Here is a 25,266-nt window from a genome sequence, read left to right as displayed (position 1 = left end):
CCATAGTTGTTTTGGCTGGTCGCTAATATTCGTTAAAAAAAAGCCATCGCAAAGCGATGGCTGTGAGAGAGACGGTTAAAACTTGAATCTACCGCCTAGAGCGTAACGAGGTCCATATTGGCGTGCGTACAAGAACTGATTCTCAAAACGGCCATAACCTACTTCCGTTTCGTTATTAATGTTCACGCCCTCTAAGAATACGGTGATATTTTCTGTAACGTCATAGTTAACACTGATGTCCCATTGACCATATTGCTTAGCGTATTGCGGCGGTGAATCCTCCGTTGTACCTTGTGCTTGGCCTAAACCAATCAGGTACTTATCACGCCAAGAGTAAGTTGCTTTCACAGATAGTCCGTCTAGGTCGTAAAACAGCTGTAAGTTAGCTGAATCACTTAAACCTGGCAGAACTGGCTGCTCGGCATTGATATATGGGTCATATTCAACGTCACCATTAACAAATGTTGCATTCACAGCAAAACCAAAACCTGTATCACCGATAAGGTGTTGCATCGCAAATTCAGCACCTTGTACTGAACGTTTATCGACGTTTTCTGGCGAGCTAATGCTCCAATCTAAGAGTGGGTCTGTCGCAGGATCGGCTTCGATTGCTCCATCGGCGTTACCGTAACCATTCACCAAAAATTGTTGGAAAATAGCTGAATCAGTGGCAACTTCACCACGTTGTTCAATTTGGTTAACGGCTTGGTTCCAACGCTCACCTAAATAGATGTCATGTACGCCATCTAAGGTTGTGTTTAAGGTAGAGCTCGCTATCCAGTCGTCTACGTCTTTCTTAAACAAACCAATCGATAGGTAGCTACCCTCTTCATAGTAATATTCAAATGAAAGATCGATGTTGTTCGACACAAACGGCTTCAGCGCTGTATTACCACGAGAGCCTGTACGCGCACCAATCTTCGGGCTGCCCGTATAAGAAGTACCGCCTAACAAGTTACCTAAGCCAGAGCGCGTCATGGTTTTACCTAATGATAAACGCGCCACAATGTCGTCGGTAACATCTAGTTTGAAGTCAATCATTGGCAACAAGATGTCATACGATGATGAATTAGAGCTTGGCACTGGATCTGCTTGGTAAATGGTAATCCACTCACCTGCTGATACCCAATTAACTTGCTGAGGTACATTGTCCTCTGACGGGCTGCTCACGTCAGTTGTTTCGTAACGTAAACCGGCATTAACGCCTAAGTACATCTCACCAATTTCAAATTCAAAATCGGTTTGAACATAAAAACTATCTGTAACTTCGTCTACGCGACTCGAGATATCTTGAGCAAAATATGGGTCCGTGGTGTATACGTTATCACCCATAAGGTCTTCTGTTAGTACCGCTAATTGACGTGATACCGCTTCGTCAAAGTCAAAGGTATAGAAATAATGAGGCGCTAGGTTGTCGCCACCACTTTTGAATTGATCCAAAAAGCCACTAGTGCTTTGTTGGATAAACATGTCATCAGGGAAAATCGCAGTGAAACTTGGATTAAAACCTGGGCCACCGCGCAGGCCACTCCAGCCATTGCGTGCAGTTAGTGATTGGTCAGTGCGCGCAGCACCAAACTTAACAACCGTCAGGTATTCCATGTCTGTTGCCCAAGTAAAATGCAACTGTACTTGTTCGATTTCAGATTCACCCGGCGAATGAATAAACTGGCTAAAGTTTGAATCTATCTCGCTTGCCATTAATTCATTGGTGCCGTTGTCCCAATTAATGGTGTAATGTGGAATATCGCCATTTCGATAATCGAAGATTTTAGACGTCAATTTGTCCGATCCTAAAATCACTTGGCCTTGGCTACCACTGCCGCTATCTGCGCCATTGTCTACTTTACTGCTTGAGTCATGGTAGTCTAGTACCACATTGATGTTGTCGGTAAGCTGCCAATCCATATTGAAACCAAGCGACGAATTATCTACCTCTGTAGTGCCCTTACTTGCCGTAAATGAACCATCGTCACCTGCAATATCAGCATAAACAGCCGTACCGTTTGCATCGAGCTCATAACCTATGATGTTTGAGCCAAAGTTGTTCCAAATACCCCAACCATAAGACTCTACCGCTGTAGTAGCCTGCGTTGCTGTGTAATCGGCAGTAAAACGTAATCCTTCAAACGGTTCAAATTGCAGTGTTAACTGACCATTGTTACGCTCGCGACGCACGTCTTCATAACCAAAGTTCATATCCTTTGGAAAGTAATGTGCGCCAACGCGTTCACCGTTACCGTCAACCGCTCTTGGGTCAACAAATCGGCTTTCATCTAGCGTAGGTAAACGACCTATACCCTTTTCAACCGGTACCATGTCGCCCGCATCGTTTTCTTCATAAACGACTTCACCGTATTGCCAACCTTGAATATTAGCTTGTTGCTTACGAAAATCGCGGCGTTGGTGTGAAAAACTTAACGACACACCAAACATATCGTCAAACATGGTACTACTAACCACACCAGCAATTTCTGGCGTGATATCGTCATATTTTACGTTTGATTCATCGTAAATACCTTTTGCCATAAACGAGCCTTGCGTGCCCGGATTAGACAGAGGTTTTGTTGTCACGATATTAACCGTTGCACCCAAACCACCCGTTGGTGTTTCAGCGCGCGCCGATTTTTGAATTTCTAAAGCACTTACGCCTTCAGACGATAAGTTTTCAAAACTAAATGAACGCGTAAAACCGGTACCTGGCATTTGACGGCCGTTTAGCGTCACAAGGTTAAATTCTGGTCCAAAACCACGTACCGTGATTTGGCTACCTTCACCGTTTTGACGACTAACAGATACACCGGTAATACGTCCTAACGATTCAGCTAAGTTAGTGTCTGGGAATTTACCCATTTCTTCTGCAGATATCGCATCGACAATACCTGACGCGTCACGTTTAAGATCCATCGAACGGATCATACTGCCGCGAATACCCTTAATTTCAATAACCTCTAGTTCTGGTTCTTGATTTTCTGCCTGCGCAGCGTCTTCTTCCTGCGCAAAAGCATAACTAGGCATTAACATGGTTGAGCCAAGAGCCAACAGCACTGACAACGATATTTTATTAATTTTTAAGTTCATCTTTTTCACAATGACCTTCTTATTTTATTTTGGCCCTTTGCTCTCCCGACGGGACAGCAAAGGGGCTTGGTTGTATCAAAGTTCAATTAACATTAGGCGTGTTGCCTAGACTCAATTACTGAAAGCTAATGTTGTCGAAATACACAACGTTATCTTGCTCTCGACCCGATAAATCAAAATCTGGGAAGATAATAATTTGGTCAATATCAATCGCTTCGGTTAATCCAATGTAAGGCGAGAAATCAAAGGTCAATTCTTCCCACTGATTTACCACAGTGTTTGACACTTTAATTTCAGGCTGTGCGCCACCGTTTGCGATAGCAAACTTAATGCCGACATCACTGATCACCGACTTGTACACCATTATTTTTACCGTGCTGTTATTAGCATCTAACGTTAATGGGCCAAAATCACCGTGCGCAGATTCAACGCCAACCCACGGTTGACCCGCTGCTAGTGCTGTGATTTTAGCGACATTTGCTGAGCTATTAACGCCGTCTGAAGAAGGGTTAGAAACGATTTCTAACGCTGGGTTTGAATCGTTTTCAAAAGTAGTCCACGTAAACGCGTTGCCTACTGTTTCAAAGTCGATTGCAGCTGCACCTGAAGGCGCAGGGTTTACATCGCCGCCTTCGTCGTCGTTACTTGCTTCACCACTAAAGGTCACGTTGTCGATACGGTATACCGCACCTGCACCTTGACCCCATGCTGGGAATACCATCACAACATCAATGTTCGCTGGATTGAAGTTAACACCTGCGGCTACTAGGTCTGCCACAGCAAAGGTATAGGTTTGCCATACACCTTCGCTTGGTACTACACCTTCAGCACTCGTGCTTAGGTTTACTTCAACATAGCTTGCTGCATCACCTGATTCTATTTTCAGTAACCAAGGCGCATCTGTTTGTGTTGGGAGAGAGGTAACTTTCATTTCAAAGCTAAAGGTTGATACACCGCTAGCGTCTAAAGCACCACCGTTGTCACGACCCATAAAGCCTAATACTGTGTCACCATTTACCGTGAACTCTGTCACCATACCGTGTGCTTCATCATCAGCTACAACAGTTGGCGTTGAACCTGCACAGCAGTCCCAACTTGCCCAGTTATCAAGCACTGCTTCTTCAAATAAAGACGCTGGAGCAACGGTTACAACAACATCACTGCCGCCTTCATCACCTGAATCATCACCTGATGCAAGCATTAGGCTTACATTGTCTAACTGCACTTGACCTGCTTCTGCACCCATGTCAAAGAAAACACGGTTGTTTTCGCCGCCAAAGCCAGTGGTTGTTAGGTAAAGCGTATACGTAGTCCACTCAGTCGTTAGGTTGACTGTTTCAGTAACATTCGTCCAAGGGTCTTGGTCTAAGCCAAGACCGGCAATGATTGAACGGCTATCGTCTGAACGTGCATCAAACGTTAATACATAATCTGTATCAGCAACCAAGGTTAGGTTTTGCTTCAAGCTAACATCCCAAGGGTTACCTGCTACTGCTACGTTTGCTGAGAAGATACCGTCAACAATGCTTTCTGCCATGCCGTCAGTACCACCCCAACCTTCACTACTATCGAAAGATGAGTTACCTAGTAGCTCTGCTGATGGCTCTGGTTCAGGTGCCGGATCTTCGCCACCTTCATCATTACCGCCTTCGTCACCGCCGCCAGAACAGCTTGCTGCGAATGGCACAGTTACGTCAGACTCACTTAGTTGCCAGTTACCTTCGAAAGATTCATGGCTCCAAAGAATGTTTAAGCTAACCTCTGTTGGTGCACTATCCCAAGATAGTGTTTGGCTGATTGTACCTGCCACTGACGTGTCTTGTGCGCCAGGCGTACCACCATGAGCACCGGCAATTACTAGTACATCAATCAAATCATCTGTTGCTGGAGCAACGGTAATTTTCATAGTAGTTGCGTCAACATTTTCAATGGTTAATAGCGCTGCTGAGTTAGCAATATCTGAGTTGCCAAAGTGGAATACTTGCGCGTGACAGTATGCAGATAAACCGTCGTTACCTGGATCTACGCCGCCATCACCTTCACCAGCGTCTGCTAATACTAAGCTCACGTTGTCTAATTCAACTTGGCCAGCTTCTGCGCCCATGTCAAAGAAGACACGGTTGTTTGCGCCACCAAAGCCATTCGTAGTTAGGTTAACTGTATATGTTACCCACTCAGTAGTTAGTGCAACCGTTTCAATCACATTATTCCAAGGCGCTTCATCTAACCCCAGACCTGCAATCACTGAACGACTGTCATCTGAACGTGCATCAAAGGTAAGGACATAAGCAGTATCAACCATTAGATCAACATTTTGCTTCAAGCTAACGTCCCAAGCGTTGCCTGCAACTGCAACATCAGCAGAGAAGATACCATTAGCAATACTTTCTGCCATGCCATCTGTTCCACCCCAGTTGTCGGCGCTATCAAAACCATTATTAACTAATAATTCTGCACCTGCTTCGCCACCTACATCACCTTCATCGTCGTTACTTGCTTCACCACTAAAGGTCACGTTGTCGATACGGTATACCGCACCTGCACCTTGACCCCATGCTGGGAATACCATCACAACATCAATGTTCGCTGGATTGAAGTTAACACCTGCGGCTACTAGGTCTGCCACAGCAAAGGTATAGGTTTGCCATACACCTTCGCTTGGTACTACACCTTCAGCACTCGTGCTTAGGTTTACTTCAACATAGCTTGCTGCATCACCTGATTCTATTTTCAGTAACCAAGGCGCATCTGTTTGTGTTGGGAGAGAGGTAACTTTCATTTCAAAGCTAAAGGTTGATACACCGCTAGCGTCTAAAGCACCACCGTTGTCACGACCCATAAAGCCTAATACTGTGTCACCATTTACCGTGAACTCTGTCACCATACCGTGTGCTTCATCATCAGCTACAACAGTTGGCGTTGAACCTGCACAGCAGTCCCAACTTGCCCAGTTATCAAGCACTGCTTCTTCAAATAAAGACGCTGGAGCAACGGTTACAACAACATCACTGCCGCCTTCATCACCTGAATCATCACCTGATGCAAGCATTAGGCTTACATTGTCTAACTGCACTTGACCTGCTTCTGCACCCATGTCAAAGAAAACACGGTTGTTTTCGCCGCCAAAGCCAGTGGTTGTTAGGTAAAGCGTATACGTAGTCCACTCAGTCGTTAGGTTGACTGTTTCAGTAACATTCGTCCAAGGGTCTTGGTCTAAGCCAAGACCGGCAATGATTGAACGGCTATCGTCTGAACGTGCATCAAACGTTAATACATAATCTGTATCAGCAACCAAGGTTAGGTTTTGCTTCAAGCTAACATCCCAAGGGTTACCTGCTACTGCTACGTTCGCTGAGAAGATACCGTCAACAATGCTTTCTGCCATGCCGTCAGTACCACCCCAACCTTCACTGCTATCGAAAGATGAGTTACCTACTAGCTCTGTTGAAGGCTCTGGTTCAGGTGCCGGATCTTCGCCACCTTCATCATTACCGCCTTCGTCACCGCTTGATTCACCGCTGAAACTTACATTGTCGATACGGTATACCGCGCCAGCGCCTTGGCCCCAAGCTGGGAATACCATTACGATGTCAATGTTAGCTGCATTGAAGTTAACACCTGCTGCAGCTAAATCTGCCATAGCAAAGGTGTAGGTTTGCCATACGCCTTCGCTTGGCACCACGCCTTCAGCGCTTGTGCTTAAATTAACTTCTACATAGCTTGTTGCGTCACCTGATTCGATTTTCAGTAACCAAGGGGCGTCATTTTGCGTTGGCAAAGACGTAACTTTCATATCAAAACTAAAGGTTGATACGCCGCTTGCGTCTAATGCACCTCCATTGTCACGACCATTGAAACCAAGCACAGTGTCACCGTTTACCATAAACTCGGTTACCATGCCGTGCGCTTCGTCGTCAGCAACGATACTTGGTGTTGAGCCTGCACAGCAGTCCCAACCAGCCCAGTTCGCTAACATAGCTTCTTCAAAGATTGACGCTGGAGCAACTGTTACTACTACGTCACCGTTACCTTCGTCGTCTGAATTATCGTCACCTGATGCAACCATTAGGCTCACGTTATCTAACTGCACTTGACCAGCTTCTGCACCCATGTCGAAGAAGACACGGTTATTTTCGCCACCAAAGCCTGTCGTAGTTAAGTTAACGGTGTAAGTCGCCCACTCTGTGGTTAGGTTTACGGTTTCAGTTACGTTAGTCCATGGGTCTTGGTCTAAGCCAAGACCTGCAATGATTGAACGGCTATCGTCTGAACGTGCATCGAACGTTAGTACGTAGTCCGTGTCAGCAACCAAGGTTAGGTTTTGTTTCAAGCTAACATCCCATGGGTTACCAGCAACTGCTACGTCGGCAGAGAAAATACCGTTGGCAATGCTTTCTACCATGCCGTCTGTACCGCCCCAACCGTCACTGCTATCAAATGCAGAGTTAGTTAATAGTTCACCTGCAACTGGATCTTCACCAGAATTATCGTCGCCGCCTGTGCCGCCTTCAACTAATACAACACTGACATTGTCTAGTTGAACCTGACCAGCTTCTGCACCCATATCGAAGAATACACGGCTATTGTTGATGCCCCATTCGGCGATAGTCATGGTGAAGGTATAAGTTGTCCACTCTGGTGTTAGTGATACCGTTTCAGCAACGTTTGTCCAAGGTGCTTCGTCTAAACCAAGACCAGCGATAATTGAACGGCTGTCATCTGAACGTGCATCAAATGTTAATGTGTATGTTGCGTTAGCCAGTAATGCCATGTTTTGCTTCAAGCTAACATCCCAAGGGTTACCTGCCACTGCAACATCTGCAGAGAAGATACCATTAGCAATGCTTTCCACCATGCCATCTGTACCACCCCAACCATTGCTGCTGCTAAAGTCAGAGTTTTCAATAAGCTCTACGCCGATTTCTTGGTTACCACCGTCGTCACCGCCTGTGTCGCCACCATCATCTTGATCGTCGCCACCACCAGTGCCGCCGCCAGTGCCTTCACCGTAAGGATTTTCGTCACCTTCAGGGATACCAATAAACACGTTGTCGATACGATAAACTGAGCCTAAACCTTTAATCCACTCAGGGAATATCATGAATAGGTCAACTTCTGTCAGGTTTAAACCTGCGCCCGCTAAATCGACTAATGGGAATGAATAGGTTTGCCATTCGCCTAAAGTTGGTGCAACACCCTGCTTACTATCTGTTAGGTTAAGTTCTGCAAAAGTATTACCTGTAGCATTAGAACTTTCTACTTTTAATAACCAAGCAGTGTTTTCATCTTCTGGCATTGTCATGACTTTTAGGTCAAAGCGCAGCACACCATTACTTGTAATCGGCGATAAGTCTAGTTTTTCACCAGAGCTTCTGCCCCAGAAGCCTACTACTGTGCCGCCTTCAGGGCCCGCACCAATAGTGAATTCAACAGCATAGTTATGCTCTTCGTCGTCTACAACTTCTACTTGAGGTAAGAATGCACAACAATCCCATAACGTCCAACCGCTGCGTACGGCATCATCGTATAAGGTAAACAGCTCTTGATAGACCGTTGTATCTGGGCCTTTTACATCGCTTCCACCACCATCTTCAACCGTAGTTGAGTGAATGATCATGTTATCAATGCGGAATCTTGCACCATTACCTTGACCCCACTGTGGGAACACTAGTGCTATATCAATGGCTGAAATGTCTAAGCCTTTTTGTAAAAGCGAATTTAGCGATACTGAATAACGCGTCCACTCACCTTGTACAGGTGGCTCTGGTAAACGGTAATCTACCGCTGTACCACCTAGGTTAGTACCACCATTAGATTCTAATTTTAAATACCATGGCGCATTAGGATTTGCTGGTGGGTCGATAAGTTTCAAGTCGAATTCAATCGCACCGGTCAACGCTAAAGAACTTGCATCAAACGGGTAACCTGAACCGCCTTGGTCTTGACGAACCGTGAAACCAACTACTGAATTTTCATAGATATAGAACTCAGCAACGTTGCCATATGTAGCGTCTTCATCAACCACAACAACCGGCGGAACATCGCTGATGCCTTTAGATACCTGGTCGTCCCACATAGGCCAATTTGGGTTTTCTTCATCAGCAAATAACAATAGCTCGGCACCTTCAAAAGCCGCACCAATCGTTACGTTATCTACTTGGAAAACCGCGCCGCTACCTTTGCCTACAGTAGGAAATACTTTTACAGAACGTACTTTTTCACTGTTTAAACCTAGCGCTCTTAATTGGCCAAGTTCAAATGAGTAGTGCTGCCACACACCTGTTTCAGGTGACATGCCCTCAAGGCTCTCTGCAAGCGTTAACACGACTGCGCCAAGCTCAGTGGCTTCTTCGTCATTTGCATCAACACCTAACGATTTTTCGCCGCTGTCTTCAGCCATTTCGTATTCTACTTTGAATAGCCATTCTGCTGTTGTGTCAGTAGGCTGCGAAACTACTCTTAAGTCAAATTCAACTAAAGCGTCATCTGGCAGTAATGTCGCGTCATACGCAGCGCCCGACAAACCGATTTCACCGGTATCGTCGGTAACCGTGAATTCAATCACTTCGCCGTATTCTTCGTCGCCTGAATCAATAAGTTCAGCGTACTCAGCACCGACTAGGTCCCAAGCAGACTTTTCTTCCGTATATAAATCAACACCTACAGGTACTGGAATAACCGGCGGGATCGGAACCGGCGCAGCACCTGTTACAAATGTATCGGCATAGTAATCAGAACTAATCGTGGCACAACCTTTACCTGTTACAGGGTCTTTTGCACATTCATATACACGTACATAGTCCACTTGGTAAGCGTTACCATCAACATACGCCGCAGGGTCAACACCGCGTGCGATAGTGCCGTTTGCATCACCTACTGTGTAATTGGCTGCTTGGTGAGTACGGCCGGCCCAGTTACCACCAACCGCGTTGTTTAAGATAATGAAGAAGTCTTGATCATACGGCGCTTTTTCATAAACGATTTCCGACTCATCTTCTTCATTGATAATTTGTGTGTACCAACCAGTTTCACTTAAACCAGCCGCTGCGCCGTCTGACGCTCTGTAAGTGACTTTTGAATCACGTTGGTAGGCATAAAGTACATCATCGATGTACCAACGAATCTCGCCTTCTTCCCACTCTATGGCATAAACGTGGAATTCGTCAGCAGGAGAAGCATTAGGTAAGGCGTATTCAGTACCAGTAAAACTGTGTGTACCGCCCTGCATTGGGCCGTAATGTAAGGTACCGTGCGCGTGATTATCAACATCACCATCGGCTCTTACTTCGCCGATGTTTACCCACTCAACCAAATCGATTTCACCCGACAGTGGCCATGTACCGTAAACTGAATCTGTTGGCATCAGCCAAGCTGCTGCCCAAGAACCTTGACCACGAGGCGCTTTAGCGCGCACTTCAACACGGCCGTAGGTAAAGTCACCCTTGCCGCGAGTCACGATTCGTGAAGATGTGTAAGGTTTGGTTAGGCCTGAACCTGCTTCTGTAGGCCTCGCTACGATGTTTAGTATACCGTCTTCAATAAATAGGTTTTCTGGTGAATCGGTATAACATTGTTCTTCACTATTACCACCACCATCACAATTTATTTCAAACGACCACTTGCCCATATCTAATGAGGAGTTATCAAATTCATCACTCCACACCAGTTGCCAATCCTGGCTCGGCGTTCTTGTATCTATTTCCGTGATCGTAGTTTCAGTAGATATGTCATCACCACCACAACTTACTAGTGCCGCTGTGGTGACCATCAATGTTGTCAGTCGCTTAAGCGTAAATGCCCGACCTTTAAACATAGGTTTCTCCCGCTGATTTCATCTCTAGCTTCATACTGCTTACACATTTGCATACGTATGCATTTTGATAGCCAAAAAGCTGTTGTTAATACTGTTGTTGTTATTACTGCAATTTTTCTCCAATACTGTTGTAACACGTCAGATTGCAATAGGAATGTAGAATTCGATAAGGCGGATTTGGCAGAAGTCAAAGCGGACTTTCCCTTAAAATGCAGACAAAAAAGGCGTTTAAAGGCCACATTTTTCAAGTATTTGCTCTAAAACCTTTCCCCCTTAAAAACAGGGTTCACTTGCAAAAGTTGAGTAATCATTAGACACTGAAATTCGCTAAGTTGGTCGCTTAACAGGTTGAAGCGGACTGGAGGCGATAGGTATTTTTGTTTTTTTCTTTACAATTAATATGAGACAGGTGGATTTTTGAGACGTAGCAAAGCAATGCAGCGAGTTGAACAGAATGTAGCATTACTCATAAAACAGACACTCGGCCAAGCGCCAGAAAAAATGTTCTGGTATTGTCAGGTTGGGTTTTGGGTGTTTATTGGGCTTGTTTCATACGGTACCTTGAACATTTGGTTTGAACAGTATCAGTTCTCTTATTTCCTCCATGTTATCCTGCAGTCTGGCATTGGCCTTGCCCTTTCTATCTTTTTACAAAAATCCTTTATCGCTATCTGGTATCAAACCAACGAGTTTCGTTTATGGGTTGGTCTTGCGCTTATATTCGCCATTTCCTTTGCCTGGACAATCGCGCGTATGTTGCTGTTTAGAGCCCTTACCGGCGAGCAAGATATTTGGTGGAACTTTGGCGGCTGGTATTTTAGTGGCATCTTTATATACCTTTGTTGGACCGCAATGTTCCATGGCTTGATGTACTATCAATTGCTGCAGCGCGAACATCAAATTTTGTTGGATTCACAACATAAAATTCAAGAAGAGTATGTTAAGCGTGTGGAAGCACAGGCTATAGCTCGTGACGCTCAGCTTAAAATGTTGCGTTATCAGCTGAGCCCGCACTTTTTATCGAACGCGCTTAATTCAGTGAATGCATTGATAGAAATGAAGCAAGGCGAATTAGCGCAGCAATCGGTGGTGAAGCTCAGTAAATTCTTACGCTACTTATTAGATCATGATCCAGAATCTAGAGTAACGGTGCAACAAGAAATAAACGCTTTGATGCTGTATTTAGATATCGAAAAAATTCGTTTTGGCGATCGTTTATCAATCGACCTGCGGGTTGATCAAGACGCCGAAGAAGGGTTAATTCCGAGCCTGCTACTTCAGCCTATTATTGAAAATTCAATGAAGCACGCCATTTCAAAAAGTGAAGACGGCGGCACTATCTACGTAACGGTTCGATTGCTTGGCAGCCAACTTAAAATAGAGCTGTGTGACACCGGCAAAGATAGCTACGAAGGTGTCGATTCAACACAAGAGAAACAAAACAGAAGTATCGGTATGGAGAACATTGCATCACGACTTGATGCGCTATACCCAAAACAGCACAAACTCAGTTTTGAGCTAACTGAAGGACGATTTAAAACACATATCACCATTCCATTTGAACGCGCCGCTTTAGACGCATAGCGCTATTGCATCGACAAGGTAAAAGATATGACAAAAATAAGAACAATCATCGTCGACGACGAACCATTAGCATTAAGCTTAATGGAGGCCAAACTAGGCAAGTTTGACAATATCGACGTCATTGCCAAATGCAAAAATGGTAAAGAAGCTATTGCTGCCATTCTAGACCTAGAACCCGATCTTGTGTTTTTAGATATCGATATGCCGAAAATCAACGGTTTTGAAGTGATTCATAATACCCAGTCAGAGCTCACCCCCATGGTAGTATTTGCCACAGCATACGAACAATATGCGCTTGATGCCTTTAAGGTCAACGCAGTAGATTACATCCTTAAACCACTAGACGACGAACTCCTTGCTCGCGCAGTACACCGCGCACAAGAGCGTTTTGCTCAGCACGACAAATCAAAAGAAAAATACAACCTACTTAACGCCATTGAAGCTATTCGCAGCCATAAAGACCACAACTATCAGCACACAGCCCAGGATGATAAAAAAATCGTGGTAAAAGATGGCGACCAAATCACGGTATTAAAGCAAGATGAAATCAAATGGATAGATGCCGCTGGCGATTACTGTTGTTTGCACGCCAATGGCGAAACCCATATTAAACGCACCTCGTTAACCGAGCTGCTAAAACAACTTGAGCCCGCCAACTTCAAACGCGTACACCGCTCCACCATCATCAACTTAAACTTTATCTCCAAAGTACAATCCCTACCCAAGGGCGAATACTTTGTTGAACTTGGTGCGCAAGAGCGCGTAAAAGTCAGCAGAACCTACAAAGAAGCGATTAGAGAGTACTTGCAGTTAAATCCTGGTAAGAAAAATGGTGATGAAGTTTTGTAAACAGTATGTTTTTTTGAGCCTTAAAGTTTCAAAGCAGCTCTGAAACTCACTAAAATAGATTTAGCCTCATTAGTACCAATCTTGAAGTTGCTGAAAGTCTTTAATTCGATCTCTTTGTAACGTAAACGCGTCAAATACATCATCAAAGTTAGCGTTGTATGGATTTAGATTTGGCAATGCTAGGTTAGCTTGGCTAAAAAACTCTGTTTGATTCATTTGCCATCCTTGCTTCCACCATTGAATAATTAACTCCCTTGATTCAACTAACTTTAAACCCGTAGGTAACTTATCTGATTTTTGGGCGTTTATTTTTGTATTAGTAGGTAATAAATTCCATAAATCATTATTGGGCCAGCGAGCAAAAGGAAAAGCGTGATCAACAGCAAAGTCGGTTACATTCAAATTTTTTCCTGACCAACAACAGTAAACATTTTCCGACGTTAATAGGTCATTTACCCTCTTTCTAATGCGAGACGTTGTGCGTTCAGGCTCATGCCAATTCAGCGCGTTCAAAAAATCTAACTTTGAAAATTGTTTCTCTTGGTTCATTGCGTAACCCGCCATTAATGACGACCATTCATTTACTAAAGCGGGTTCAATCCAAACACTGAAGCGAGATAATGAATCCCAGATATGTTTTGGAACGATAAACTTGCCTAACGACGATAGAAACTCAAAATCTAAGATAAGCTGTTTAGTTGGTTTCTTCGGGGTACTTAGTTCAACCTGAAATACAGCATCCTTTGTCCCTGGCAAAGTGGTGTATTTTGCTGGCATATTTTTAACCGTTGAACTTATATCCTTGAGGGTTCGATATAACGCTTGTACTATTTCTGTGTCGAAGTAACTAGCCCCGATATAAAAGTCATTGCTAGATAATGAACTTAACTGATGCCAACCATTAGCTTTAATAAACCCAAGCCCCTTACTGCTATTGCTGTTTTGTTGCATTTCGTATTGTTCAATTAAAGGCTTATAGAGTTTCATCCAATACAAAGCAACCAATCCTACAGGTAAGACTACATACTCATCAGTTTGTTCGATGACTGCCCCAGGATGACCTTCAGCTATACGCAGTAATGTTCTTAATAAAGCGACTTTGTAAGTTGATGATTTGTTATCATTAACAACGATATTACGAATTAACGGAAACGCACCAGTACCATCATCAGGTAGCGTAAGTAACACCGTTTGCCATCTAACATCTTCGCGACCCATTTCATCGCTTTGTGATAACGGCCCTAACAGTTTATACGTGAGGCCATATTGACTTGCATATTGAGCTAATTCATCAGCCGATACGTCATGCATTGTTCGCTCATCATAGCAGGGGCCATGCCTTAAGGAGATGACTAATTTCCCATTGGGCTTGAGTAAAGAACTTAGCTTTCTAAAAGCTCTTTGACGAGAGTTAGGAGCAATGTGCATCCAAACTGCACTTAACAGGATTAAATCAAACTTTATTTGTAGTGCAAATATTTTAGATAGGTCTGGTAGCGTATCAGATATCCAATGAATTGGCTTTTCTATTCCATATTGCAAAGCAAGGTCACGAATACCATCTGCTGGTTCTACAGCTACAACACTCAGCCCTTTAGACGCTAAAAAACGTGCATCACGGCCAGAGCCGGCGCCTACATCTAGCACCATCCCTTCTTTAGGAATTTCATCTAGCCAATCTTTATGAACTGATTCAAATGAAATACTATTGTATTGTGTCGTGAGAGATTCAGCATTGACTGAATAAAACGTTATATTTTTGCTCAAGCTACTCATTTCATTAATCAAGTATGATATTGATATTTCTATATCATTTATCGTAATAAATGAAGTAGTTTCTATGATGTTATATGAAACCAATCATTCAAAATAAACTGAATACCAATATTCAATTACTAATAATATTTTCTATGCTGCAGTAGACTTGCATTATAAAATCTGTTTCAAACTTGGGTCGGCATAAGGTGACAATAAATAGCACAAAATGCCAATATTAACGATCACGGTAAACCAAAAGCTCAATTGAAACGATTCCTTGCTTGTTTTATGTCGTAATATTTGTTGTGCAATAGCTGCGCCCGGCCAACCGCCAATTAGGGCAACGAAATGTAAATTTGCTTCTGGTGTGCGCCAACCGCCATTCGAGGCTTTTGATTTGTCACTCCAATACATTAAAAAAGTAAAGAATGATAAACCTGCGTACCAATACATCAAGTGTTTGCCGATATAGTCTAACTGCGCAGCCACCATCAATCCGATGAGAAATGAAAACGCTAAGTAAACGGCTTTTAAAGACGCTGGTTTTGTTTTCTTGCGCCTTACAGGCAAGGTTGCAGGGCGGACTAGTTCACCTGGATAGGTTGCGTTTAAAATGCACATTCTACCCTGTTTATCCACCCCCTCAGTATAAAGTAGACTCTCACCTATTTTAGGCGTTCGTGATTTGGTTTGAAGCGCATTTTTGTGAAGAAAGAGATCTTTGCCTCCATGGGCTGGTTTTACAAAGCCAAACGCTTTGTCGTCGTTCCATCGAACAACCGTTCCTTTTGCTCTCATTATTACTCCTTTTACTACTAATGAGATTGTGACTATTGCTGACTTAGCACACGCGCTACTTTAGCAAACTTCCCTGACTATTTGTTTGTTTATATTAAAAAAAATAGCGCATGGCTAATTGGAATTGTTTCTCGGTGAGAGATTCTGGTTCATTAACGTAGGTGCGCGCGAAGCGGTCGCTGTTAATCCATATGTATTCAGCGGAGATAAACCAAGGTTTGGTTATGCGGTAAGTGTAGTTTAAGGTAATGGCGTTGCCGTCTTCGTTGTTGTTATCGTCTGCCACTGGATCGTTGTCGGTAACTGAAAAGTTTTCTACTCGCAGTGCGCCACTATGCCTGTTTACGCGCTTTGAAAGCATAACAAAGCCACTATGGTAGTCGTTGTCTACCATATCCACCTGCTGCGGGCTTTGCATCAGCGTATCCCCCACTAAGTATTGGGCGGTTAATCTAATATCCAGTGGTAAGCGCCATTTTATGCCAGCGTGGTAGAAACGGGTTTTCCAAGCATACTGGCCGTTGTCTTGTTTATAGGGTTGTGCGTTGTTGTCGTAATAACCAAACGACAGTTCACCTTTTTGGTGAAAGGCAATATCGCCTTTTACGTGATAACCAATGCGACCGTCAATTTCTAAAAATGGGTCGGTTACTGACGCTTGTGTTTCTAACGAATTACCCGGTCTATTAGCAAGAAAATCAGGAAGAGGACGCTTTTCATTCCACAGCGTTTGGCGCTGAGAAATGCTCCAACCACGCCAAGAAATGAGCGCCCCTAGCGGATCATTACTGACATAAGCACTTACCGTTAAGTTAAGGTCAAAATTGTTTTGATGAAACCGCCCTAGCCTTGTTAGTTTAAATTCTGTGCCTAGCGCGCGTATTTCTTCACCCACCCAGGTATTTAAACTCGATGAATTTAACGTATGTTGCGTAGCCCACGCCGTAGCGTTGTTTTCAAGTGATATGTCAGGATAGAAAATGCCAGCTTTTGTGGCAAAGCGATAGCCGGATTCATTCGGCAAGGTTTTGTATCGTACAAAGGCTTCGGTAATGCCAAAGGTTGATTCTTGGTCGTCAACATAGCCATTGCCTATAGCATGGGCGCTTACACCTGAATCCCATTCAGCCGACAGTTCTCCGCCTAACTGAGCAAGCGATAAGCCAATACCATCGTTACTAGAAAACTTACCATAGCCACCGTGTAAATTACTGGTAATTGAATCGGTAGAACTCACCCTAACATCAACAATACCTTTTACTGAAAGTTCTGCACCTACAGCTGCAGAAAGGTAGAGAGTTGAAAGGCAAACACATGATGTTGTAATTATTGTTTTTATCATGACAACCCTGTTGTTAATCGCTACTTATCATCGACATTACGTCGTCAGAAGGGGCGCTTGCTCTGCCATAGTCGCTGGTCGAACAAAGCCAAGCTTCAAAGCTTTGTGCAGGCACAGGCCGGCTAATATAAAAGCCTTGCGCTAAATCACAGCCATGTTGCGTTAGCCACTGCAAAGATGGCAGGTCTTCTATACCTTCTGCAACCACACATAACCCCATATTATGAGCAAGTTCTATGGTGGATCGCACAATGATTTGATCGTCTTCACTTTTGGTTAAGTTGTGCACAAACGATTTATCAATTTTTAATTCATGTACAGGCAATTGCTTTAATTGCGCTAACGAAGAGTAGCCCGTGCCGTAATCGTCAATAGATAGCTTAAAGCCCTTTTGTTTGAACTTGAGTAACAAGGCTATGGCTTGCTCTGTATCTTCAACAAACACGCTTTCGGTTACTTCCAACGTGATACAGTGTGGCGCTACGTTGTGGTTATCGACGGTGTTAGAGACAAAGCTAAAAAAGTCTGGATTTTTAAGGTTTTCTGCAGAAATATTAACCGCAACATTGACATGAATATTGTTATCACGCCAGCGAGTAAACTGCTCAACCGCCATTAAAAACACACATTGTGTTAAGGCATCGATTTGCCCTGTTTGCTCCGCGATATAAATAAATTCATCGGGCGGTAGCATGCCTAGCGTTGGGTGCTGCCAACGTACCAAGGCTTCTACGTGAGTCACCTTCTTGCTATTTAATGACACTTTAGGTTGATAAAACAGCACAAGTTGTTGCTCTGCAATCGCTGTTTTTAAATCGTTAATCAGATTCAAACGCTCTACGCTATTTACCTGCAATGCATCGTGGTATACCTGCGCATGTTGATTGACTTTACGGGCATGGTGCAGCGCCATATCGGCCATTTGTAGTAAGCGTTTTACATCGCTACTGTGCTGAGGATAAGCAGAAATACCAAAACGCATCTGCAGTGGCAATCTTACGCCGCGATAATCGCAGCCGCTATCTAGCGTTTCATTCACTATCTTTTGTAGATTGTTTTGTGCCTGCTCGGTTACGTTCTTGCAAAGAATGACAAACTCGTCGCCACCTAAGTGGGTAAGTAGTGTTATATCTTTTATGCTTGCTAGGCGCTTTGCGGCTTCATTAATCAGCCAATCACCGACATCATGCCCCAAGGTTTCGTTGACCTCTTTAACGCGGCATAAGTTCATATGAAAGACCGACACTGGTGTTCTGTCTGAAATAAAACTCTCTAACGCCGCTTTAAGTAGGTTGCGGTTCGGCAGATTGGTAAGCGGATCATGGTTAGCCGTATGTTGAATGGTTTGCTCACGGGCTAATACCGCTTTTTGCATGGCATTAAATTCATCCGCCAATTGACCAAGTTCGCTTTTATCTTTTAGCTCAACACGTTTGTCATACCTGCCCTGCGCTATGGTACGAGCCTGAGCAACCAATTGCTTGATCGGCTGCGTAATAGAAGCAGCAATCCAGTAGGCGCTCATCAACGATAACAGAAGTGTTAGCGCAGCAATTACAAAGAGCTGCCACCACTGCTCTTGCATTACAGCAACGATATCGGCTTTTAAGCCATACATTGCCACACCAAAGGTTTGCTCGTTTTGCGTGTCGTAGCGGTAATGTGCCGAAATAAAGTGAGAAGGACCAGCATCAGCGAGTATACTTTGCGCTCGCGCTAAATCGGCCTGTTGATTCGACGATGCAATTAAGCGCCAATCACCTTCTGTTGAAGCTTTGTTAGTTGCTGCGTCTTTAAAAATGAAATCGATTTCTAATTGAGTAATATCTTTAAAGTGTTTTGCTAATCGGTTATCTAATTGAAAACCAAATCCAACCCAGCCGATCACCTTTTGGCCAACTTGTAGTGGCGACAAACTTAGCTGATATAACTTGCTGTCTAACACATAAAGATCTGAGTATTGGCTTACGCCAAGCCATTCTGGGTGACGAAAAGCTTGTTGTCTTTCGCTACCCTGGCGCACGCGCGCCTCATTATTATCACTATGAGCAACGTATAATTGCCCCGTTACGATGCCTTGTTCAGAAATCGTCATTGCTAAATCAGCATCAATACGTTTTCTATGATTGTTTAGCGCGACCAACAAGCTTCGTGTGTCTTCATCAAAAACTTGTTTGATACCATAATCGCTTGAAGCGGTGTCGGCGAATGCGGTGAGGTAATCTCGTCGGCTGTTGAATTGTTCGGTGAAGATGGTTTGTGCGGTGTGAAGTCGGTTGTTAATTTCTTGAGATTCTTGGGTACGATTACCGGTGTAAATTGTCCATAAGTCTATTGCTTGCACTAACAAGAGCAAAACGACAAATAAAAAGAAGATTTTATTTTTAAGACTCTTCACAACGTTACTTCCTAATAGTCAGACAAAAAATCAAAGTCTTCACTATTTTCTTGCACAGGTTCGCGAGCTAATGTGGTGTTTAATTGAACGCGCGCAGATCGTGTACTGTTAACTTCAATCGTTTGACTGACATCGTTATTATTATCTGAACTTAACTGAGGGTGCCACACATTGAGCAAATAGTCACCTTGTTGTATATCCGGTAATTTTGCAATGCCATTGTCATCAGTAACAGCAAAGTATGGCGTATCTACCACTAATATATGGCCGCTCATCCAGTCGTGAATATTACATCCCATAGCGATTTCACCGGTTTCATCAATGGTATCGATAATTTTTTCTTCCGACGCTTTGATTTTGAATGAAAACTTATGTTGACCAACGGGTGAATAGATATGGTGAGTAATATCGTCATAGTTCATAAAGCTCACCTCACTACCCTTTTGCATCACGCTAACATAAGGCACAAAGGCTTTATCTTGTTGCCCAATATGCAAGGGCGTTTGATTCATTGGAAGTGACTGGTTTTGATTTGTAGGTTGCAAGAACACGACAACGTTAGTGGCTGGGCTTTGGTCTTGGTTGGCAACGGTTACAGCTAACTGGTGATTTACTCCTGCTACAGCAGTTTCGCCCTCTTGTGCAACAGCGCTGGTGGGCACTAAGAAGGTAGAGAGTAGATACGTGAACAATACAAATTTCTTTTCAGAAAACGTCATACCGCGTTTATTCATCGAATGCTCTTATTATTGTTTTAAGCTTTTGTTGTAAATGTTTAGACCCACTATACCTAAAATTACTTTCAAGCAAAAATAAGCCTGTGATTCAGGTGCATTTGAATCGCATTATTCAGCTTCAGATTTTTTGATTGATGTAGTTTGTTCAAACTCCAAAAAGATTAACATTTGGTCATCATACCTAGTATATGCGTCATACAATGAATCTTCATTCACCCAGCCATTATCATGATAAATTTGAAAATCGAATCGCCAACTATTGTGCACTCTATATTGGTTACGACATTGGTCCTTACTACATATTTTGCGAAAGCCATCAATGATATATGAATGAGGAGCGCATGCTCTAACGCGATCTTTCTTTGGACAATTAATGACAGCCCCTTTATCTGACAAGCACGCACGTACATCGGTACATGAAGATACAACAAGCGGATAGTCGTTCTTAACTTTATCAATTATCATGTCTCTAAAATCTTGCTTTGATGCCGTTGCTCTCCCTTTAAAAGTCATTTCAGGTAGCGCAAGTACTTTTCCTTCCTGATGACACTCCTCTGGTACGATAACCGCCGATAAAAATGCTTCATAAGATTCATAATTAATTGTTTTTGCCGTTGCGCTTTTTAATCGAGATAATAATAGCTCATCAAATTCATAAAACTGATTAAAGTATTCCGCATCACAAGGTTGGCAGTGTTCGTTTTTTGAGACTTTACTCATTAGGTCTTGATGTACTTTTTGAAGACCATGCAATCGTGGATAACTTTCTATATTAAAGACAAAGTTAGGGCTGTAAATCTCTGGCGTAAATTCAACCATAATGACTTCATAGGGAGCACATTGCTCAGTAGCGAAGCGAAGCTTTTCTTTCTGATTAAGACGCACTCCTACATTAACACTATAGCCACCATCTAACCCGTAATAAGCGTCATTGCCCAAAGAAGTTTGGCTAATAACATCCAACACCGAAATATTTACTTCTTCTGAACATAATCCTGCTTTCATGCAAGCTTGATCTATCAAGCTAGTAGGTGCCATTGCGTAACAAATACCGTATCCACCTTGATCTCGAACAAGTGGTTTAGTCGCGGTTTCATAGTGTTCGGTTATGGTTTCATCTTCTTTTACATATTGCTTTTGATAAGCTAAATACTCTACATGAAACCATAAATCGTCTAACTCCTGATTGGCCCAAATGAAATCGCTATCCAATTGAACTTCACTACTTTCTTGTTTACTTGATTCGCTAGGCAACTTTTGCTGCTCATCTGCATAGCTATTTGTGCTAATGCTAAACAAAAAAACTGCGATCAATGGCAAAATATTCGATGAAATACGAGCTATGGTTGTATCAAGGCAAGTTGAAAGAGCCTTAAGTTTATGATGGCAAGCAACCTTTATTAAGTAGGTTGTTTTTGATTTTAAATGGTTGTCGGTCATGTTTTTATTGTTATAAAAATCTCAAATGCACACATTCATCACTTACCTATCAGTGTTTAAATGCAATGAACTTATCTATACCTTAATTCCTTCGAAAGTTTCGTGCTAGCAATTTCTTTAAAGGTTTATCCTAGGTTTTCGCTAGAAAACATCGCCTGTTAGCGATAACATGCCAATTCATCTATTTCAAAATCACCTTCAAGGAAGGATACTGTGGTTGCTACTCGTTTCGTTTATCTCATCATATTGGCGGTACTTTTGATTTCTACACCACACTCCCAGGCCAAGCCTAGCAAAGTCACTATCAAAAAATTAACAGGCGAATATCAATTGTTCGTTAATAGCCATCCTTTTCACATTAAAGGCGCGGGACTTAGTTATAACGACGGTCATAATTTCAAAGCACTGACGCAAGCGGGTGGTAATAGTTTTAGAACATGGGGTACGCACTATGCCGACATTGAACTAGAGAAAGCGCAAGAGCTTGGCTTGATGGTCATGATGGGAATAGATGTAGAAAAAGAGCTCCACGGCTTTGACTACAATGACGATGCAGCCGTTGCCAAGCAATTTGAATCGGTAAAGCAGCAAGTACTCAAGTATAAAGATCACCCTAATATTTTAGGGTGGATGATAGCCAACGAACCTAATTTGCTAATGAATGAAGATGGCTCACTAAAGCTCGTCAATCCGAAGGTGTATCAAGCACTATCTGATATTATCGACTTTATACATGAAGTCGACCCAAATCATCCAGTCAGTTATAGCTTTGCTGGGGTTATTCCAGAGCATATCCATACGGCTATGCAATATACGCCACAAGTTGATTTTATTTCCGTACAAGTTTATGGCGATTTAATTGACCTTCAAGATAAAATTGCCGCCCTTAACATCGACAAGCCATTTATGGTCACCGAATTTGGTCCTTTAGGGCATTGGGAACGCCCAGCAACAGCTTGGGGACGTGAAATTGAGGAACCTAGCGGCATAAAGGCGCGCACTTTTGCTGAGCGCATACAACAAGGCATAGCCAAAAATACCTCAGGCAAGCTCATTGGTCATTACGCATTTGAATGGGGTCAAAAGCAGGAGCGCACGCCAACCTGGTATGGCATGTTTACTAAAGATGGCAAAGCAACTGCCCGAATCGATGAATTAACTAAGTTTTGGACCGGTAACTACCCTGCCAATAGAGCGCCATATGTCACCTCAATACATCTTAACGGGCTAATGGCGGAACAAAATGTACGATTGCCTTTAGGCGCTATGGCAAATATAGAAGTCGCTTATTCAGAATATGATGGAGATGCGTTTAACATTCGCTGGCAGCTTTTAAAAGAGGTAGATGTAAAAAGCCAAGGCGGTGCGTTCGAGCAAGAACCAGATGAAGTGGCATTAACGATATCAGCGCCTAAAGAAACTAAGCAAGAAAACGGCTCAACAAAAGTGTCAGCAACGTTTAAAGCACCCGAAACTTCAGGTGACTATCGCTTGTTCTTCTATATCGACGATGGCAAAGAGAAAGTGGGCTATGCTAACTTTCCGTTTTATGTGGAATATAATCTATAGATTCACCGCAATTTGTTGAAAAGAAAGTTGCTTGAATTAACCAAGTAGTTGGCTATATTGAATAATAGAAAGTGACTTATTTGTTACTTTCCACTCAACGAGAGAAACTCGTTTATTAATCCACAAATATTTCAAAGGAAGGAAATAACCATGAAAGAACTATCTAAATCACAGTTAACCGAGGTCAATGGCGGAGTCGTTGCACTTTACTGGGTTGTAAAGGGTGGCATTGCCGCTTATCGCACGTACAAATCTGTTAGATTCGTCTCACAAGCTATTGCCGGTGGCGTAGTATATGATGTCGCTAAATCTGTCGTTGATTAATTCAGACTTTTAGGGGGCTGGGTAGATACTTGCAAACTATCTACCCATACTTTAATGCAATGAAACTATTTCAAACCCACTGCCCATGCTGCAAAACTATCATTCCTTTTGCCTCTAGAAGAAAATTAATTTACTCAGGTATTGTTTCATGTCCTCATTGTCAAAGTACTCTAACTGCAAGCGCTTTATCTGCAACTTTAGGTACTGTAGTTTTAGGAGTGCCAGTTTGGCTACTATTAGATAATTACATTACATTGTTGACTTTGCCCAATGCTATTACCTGGCTAATAGGACTATTTATATGCGTTGCAATAGGCAGGTTAACTTTCCCATTGGCCAATTTAGTCGCTGTTGACACTGAAAACGACACAGCTATTTGACGCAACATTACCTGTAGAGTAATATTACCCATAAGGTAATAAAGAATATATATTGTGGCAATAAAGACGATCACTTCAGATAAGTTACAAAAAGTATGGATGCTCAATGACTTATCTGTACTACCATTTACGTATGCGCATCAAGTGCTCAATATACTATTTGACTTGGATGCGGCATACAACGTGGATGATTTGGCAGATATAGGCGCGGTACAGTACTTATCAGAAGATGAAACGAGTTGGGCAGTTACTATTACTGTTAATAATGTTGAACCTTGTGGCGCTATTACTTGTATATTCTGGCAAGGAGACTGCTATAACGTAGATATTAAGGAGTACAATGCATGACAATACCAAGCTTTGTGACGCAATCTCAACAGGTCAGTCGTCCTGAAGACTTGCCTCGCCCACACCCTGGCGATGTATTTAAACGTCGTTTTATCGAGAAAACATCCTTAAAACGCCCTGAAATAGCGGCTGTTTTAGGCGTGTCTGAAAAACATTTATCACGTTTTGTAAATGGCCATATTCGTGTAGAAGTTGCGTTTGCTCGTAAACTAGAAGCATGCACCAATGTTAGTGCTAATGCGTGGTTACACTACCAAATACAATACGACTTATATAAAACAGCGAAATTAGACAAGCAGCAAACATTGCTAAGTGCTTAGTTTAGAATGCCTTAGCTGGCCTGGTTATTAAGCTCTTGCTTTAAAACTATATTCGCGCCAACAAAAGCACCAAACATTGGTGATACTGCTATCAATAGATCTAGTATCGCTTGCTCTACGTTTGGAGGATTCAACATATTTGAACCCCCAAGAAACATTGTTAGTGGTACCGCAAGCAATACTATATTTCGTCGTTTAAGATTTTCTGAATCGAGAGATAAAAGCTTCAAAACGAAAATGTAACCCCATACACCGCATAAATACAACAATGCGAATGGTAGCGCCACAAAACCTAACGCAAATATGATGTATGCAACAGGCACAGCTCCTATTGATACAAAATCATTGCCAATATCCGGCAACCACAAATATACGTTCGATACCCATTTAATACTGATATAACACAAGATAACACTAAGTATTGTAGCAGTTGCAGTGGCAATTGATTTGTTCATAATTATTTATTGCTTAGCTTTAGTAGGGAGAGTTATACCCCCTAGCTATAAAAGTTTAAGTCCGCACTAT

The 25,266-nt window shown here is 42.8% G+C and carries 15 protein-coding genes; 6 read left to right on the top strand and 9 right to left on the bottom strand.

All coding sequences use genetic code 11. The features are described from left to right. Positions 1–75 precede the first annotated feature (75 nt). Entirely contained in the window at positions 76–3,081 is a 3,006-nt protein-coding gene (locus QUD85_RS06510; RefSeq protein ID WP_093329089.1) for a TonB-dependent receptor, read from the bottom strand. A gap of 115 nt (positions 3,082–3,196) precedes the next feature. Then, positions 3,197–10,894 (bottom strand): carbohydrate binding domain-containing protein, encoded by a 7,698-nt coding sequence (locus QUD85_RS06505; protein ID WP_286219637.1) that lies wholly within the window; start codon positions 10,892–10,894, stop codon positions 3,197–3,199. A 417-nt stretch (positions 10,895–11,311) separates the two neighbouring features. Between QUD85_RS06505 and QUD85_RS06500 the strand changes: the two genes are divergently transcribed. Then, positions 11,312–12,478, top strand: coding sequence for a sensor histidine kinase (locus QUD85_RS06500; protein ID WP_143047955.1), 1,167 nt, complete (start codon positions 11,312–11,314; stop codon positions 12,476–12,478). Between the two features lie 27 nt (positions 12,479–12,505). Then, positions 12,506–13,327, top strand: a complete 822-nt coding sequence (locus QUD85_RS06495) for a LytR/AlgR family response regulator transcription factor (protein ID WP_093330174.1) — start codon at positions 12,506–12,508, stop codon at positions 13,325–13,327. A gap of 69 nt (positions 13,328–13,396) precedes the next feature. On the opposite strand, the gene QUD85_RS06490 is transcribed toward QUD85_RS06495, so the two are convergent. From QUD85_RS06490 to QUD85_RS06465, 6 genes are all read right to left on the bottom strand, one after another. Next, positions 13,397–15,094, bottom strand: a complete 1,698-nt coding sequence (locus QUD85_RS06490; protein ID WP_177168904.1) for a class I SAM-dependent methyltransferase — start codon at positions 15,092–15,094, stop codon at positions 13,397–13,399. 162 nt (positions 15,095–15,256) lie between these two features. Beyond that, a complete protein-coding gene (locus QUD85_RS06485; RefSeq protein WP_093330169.1) occupies positions 15,257–15,883 on the bottom strand; it encodes a DUF1294 domain-containing protein in 627 nt (208 codons plus the stop codon). Positions 15,884–15,977: 94 nt separating this feature from the next. Beyond that, positions 15,978–17,225, bottom strand: a complete 1,248-nt coding sequence (locus QUD85_RS06480) for a hypothetical protein (RefSeq protein ID WP_245732119.1) — start codon at positions 17,223–17,225, stop codon at positions 15,978–15,980. 13 nt (positions 17,226–17,238) lie between these two features. Then, on the bottom strand, positions 17,239–19,623 hold the full coding sequence (locus QUD85_RS06475; protein WP_093330166.1) for a bifunctional diguanylate cyclase/phosphodiesterase: 2,385 nt from the start codon (positions 19,621–19,623) through the stop codon (positions 17,239–17,241). An 11-nt stretch (positions 19,624–19,634) separates the two neighbouring features. Next, positions 19,635–20,357: a cupredoxin domain-containing protein gene (locus QUD85_RS06470; RefSeq protein WP_093330164.1), complete on the bottom strand. Its 723-nt coding sequence runs from the start codon at positions 20,355–20,357 to the stop codon at positions 19,635–19,637. A gap of 111 nt (positions 20,358–20,468) precedes the next feature. Continuing rightward, a complete protein-coding gene (locus QUD85_RS06465; protein ID WP_093330161.1) occupies positions 20,469–21,800 on the bottom strand; it encodes a C1 family peptidase in 1,332 nt (443 codons plus the stop codon). A gap of 213 nt (positions 21,801–22,013) precedes the next feature. Here QUD85_RS06465 and QUD85_RS06460 point away from each other — a divergent pair, with 213 nt between their 5' ends. The 4 genes from QUD85_RS06460 (at position 22,014) to QUD85_RS06445 (ending at position 24,741) form a co-directional block, all read left to right on the top strand. Next, positions 22,014–23,369, top strand: a complete 1,356-nt coding sequence (locus QUD85_RS06460; RefSeq protein WP_093330159.1) for a glycoside hydrolase family 2 TIM barrel-domain containing protein — start codon at positions 22,014–22,016, stop codon at positions 23,367–23,369. Between the two features lie 150 nt (positions 23,370–23,519). Beyond that, complete coding sequence (locus QUD85_RS06455) at positions 23,520–23,693, top strand: hypothetical protein (RefSeq protein WP_177168903.1); 174 nt, start codon at positions 23,520–23,522, stop codon at positions 23,691–23,693. A gap of 434 nt (positions 23,694–24,127) precedes the next feature. Continuing rightward, positions 24,128–24,421 (top strand): hypothetical protein, encoded by a 294-nt coding sequence (locus tag QUD85_RS06450; RefSeq protein WP_093330156.1) that lies wholly within the window; start codon positions 24,128–24,130, stop codon positions 24,419–24,421. Further along, positions 24,418–24,741 carry a HigA family addiction module antitoxin gene (locus QUD85_RS06445; RefSeq protein WP_093330154.1) on the top strand — a complete coding sequence of 108 codons (324 nt, stop codon included), beginning with the start codon at positions 24,418–24,420 and terminating at the stop codon, positions 24,739–24,741. The genes QUD85_RS06450 and QUD85_RS06445 overlap by 4 nt, the downstream gene beginning before the upstream one ends. Positions 24,742–24,752: 11 nt before the next feature. Here QUD85_RS06445 and QUD85_RS06440 read toward each other — a convergent pair whose 3' ends face one another. Then, positions 24,753–25,196 (bottom strand): hypothetical protein, encoded by a 444-nt coding sequence (locus QUD85_RS06440; RefSeq protein ID WP_093330150.1) that lies wholly within the window; start codon positions 25,194–25,196, stop codon positions 24,753–24,755. Positions 25,197–25,266: the final 70 nt, after the last annotated feature.

This window comes from Thalassotalea agarivorans (assembly GCF_030295955.1).
In the GTDB taxonomy this organism is placed as follows: domain Bacteria; phylum Pseudomonadota; class Gammaproteobacteria; order Enterobacterales; family Alteromonadaceae; genus Thalassotalea_D; species Thalassotalea_D agarivorans.
The sequence above is the reverse complement of the archived record's forward strand: the minus strand, read 5'-3'. Positions and strand labels throughout refer to the sequence as shown.

Excerpts from the sequence above, each read along its gene's own strand:
- QUD85_RS06465 (WP_093330161.1), bottom strand. The coding sequence starts at position 21,800 with ATGACCGACAACCATTTAAAATCAAAAACAACCTACTTAATAAAGGTT.
- QUD85_RS06485 (WP_093330169.1), bottom strand. The coding sequence starts at position 15,883 with ATGAGAGCAAAAGGAACGGTTGTTCGATGGAACGACGACAAAGCGTTT.
- QUD85_RS06455 (WP_177168903.1), top strand. The coding sequence starts at position 23,520 with ATGAAAGAACTATCTAAATCACAGTTAACCGAGGTCAATGGCGGAGTC.
- QUD85_RS06480 (WP_245732119.1), bottom strand. The coding sequence starts at position 17,225 with ATGATAAAAACAATAATTACAACATCATGTGTTTGCCTTTCAACTCTC.
- QUD85_RS06470 (WP_093330164.1), bottom strand. The coding sequence starts at position 20,357 with ATGAATAAACGCGGTATGACGTTTTCTGAAAAGAAATTTGTATTGTTC.
- QUD85_RS06495 (WP_093330174.1), top strand. The coding sequence starts at position 12,506 with ATGACAAAAATAAGAACAATCATCGTCGACGACGAACCATTAGCATTA.
- QUD85_RS06505 (WP_286219637.1), bottom strand. The coding sequence starts at position 10,894 with ATGTTTAAAGGTCGGGCATTTACGCTTAAGCGACTGACAACATTGATG.
- QUD85_RS06445 (WP_093330154.1), top strand. The coding sequence starts at position 24,418 with ATGACAATACCAAGCTTTGTGACGCAATCTCAACAGGTCAGTCGTCCT.
- QUD85_RS06440 (WP_093330150.1), bottom strand. The coding sequence starts at position 25,196 with ATGAACAAATCAATTGCCACTGCAACTGCTACAATACTTAGTGTTATC.
- QUD85_RS06510 (WP_093329089.1), bottom strand. The coding sequence starts at position 3,081 with ATGAACTTAAAAATTAATAAAATATCGTTGTCAGTGCTGTTGGCTCTT.